Raw genomic sequence first — 1,272 nt, forward strand, 5'->3', positions numbered from 1 at the left:
GGCGCGCCATCTCCAGGAGGTCCTGCAGATGCACGCCGAGCGGAGCCATGTGATCGCCCGCGGCCGGGTGGTGGCGACATCCACCCGCGTCCAGCGCGTTGTGCCGATCGATCCCGCCTGAGGGGACGCTGCCGACCGTGACTGGCTGGGGAGCCGAGCAGGGATCGGACCGGGCGGTCGCCGATATTACTGCGTGGGACGATTCGGCCCAGGCGGGTTCAACACGCGGAGGTGAAGCTGATGAAGGGTTGGAAGCTGTGGGTTGGCGTGATCGTCGCGGTGGCGGTGCTGACCGGCGCGCCCGTCATGGAGCGGGCCGCGGTGGCGCAGCCCGCGGGGCCGGTGACGATCGAGTACTGGCACATCTTCTCCGAGACGTTTGGCGGCCCGGTGCTGCGCGGCGTGGTCAGTCGCTTCAATGAGTCCCAGTCGTCGGTCCGGGTCGTCGAGCGGTTTCAGCCCGGCGGCTACGGCGGACTGCTGACCGCGCTGCAGGCACAGATGGCCGCGCGGACTCCGCCGGCGGTGTCGGTGATCGGCTACAATCTTACCGAGTTCGTCATCGACACCTTTCCCCACAAGCCCGTCGACGAGCTGCCCGGGGTGAAAGACATCCTCAACGGATTCTCTCCGAGCGTGCTGGTCTTTGGCCAGAAGGGCAAGCGGCAGCACGGGATGCCGTACAGCGTCAGCGTGCCGGTCGTCTTCTACAACGCCGATCTGTTCAAGGCGGCCGGCCTCACCCCTGACCGGTTCCCGGCGACGTGGGACGGCGTGCTGCAGGCCGCGCAGCAGATCAAGGCGCGCACGGGTAAATTCGGGTTCTTCATGTGGAACCGCGACACGTTCGTGATCCAATCGCTGGTGGAGTCGAACGGCGGCGCGTTCCTTGGCGCCGACGGCCGGACGGTGACCGTCAACGCGCCGGCCACGCGTGAGGCGCTGCAGTTCTACAGCGACCTCGTGAACGTGCACAAGGTCACGCCGCTGGCGACCTCGGACGAGGGCCAGGCCAGCTTCCTGCGCGGGGATATCGCCATCCAGGTCGCCTCGATCGCCAACCTCGAGAACTTCCAGCGTAGCGCCCGATTCGAACTGCGGACCGCGCCGTTCCCCACGTTCGGGTCGAAGCCGCGGAAGATCGTCGCGGGCGGCAACAACCTGGTCATCTTCGCCACCGAGGAGCGGCAGCAGGCCGCGGCGTGGAAGTTCGTGCGGTTTCTCGTCTCGTCGGACGGCCTCAGCCAGTGGACGAACGGGCTGGGCTATGTC

At 67.5% G+C, this 1,272-nt stretch carries 1 protein-coding gene; it reads left to right on the forward strand.

Going from position 1 to position 1,272, the window contains the following annotated elements; genetic code table 11:
• Nucleotides 1-279: 279 nt before the first annotated feature.
• On the forward strand, nt 280-1,272 hold a 993-nt coding region (locus tag ACRDSQ_RS18900; protein ID WP_431422893.1), incomplete at its 3' end, for an ABC transporter substrate-binding protein.

The organism is Actinokineospora sp. (assembly GCF_050699995.1).
Classification (GTDB): Bacteria; Actinomycetota; Actinomycetes; order Mycobacteriales; family Pseudonocardiaceae; genus Actinokineospora.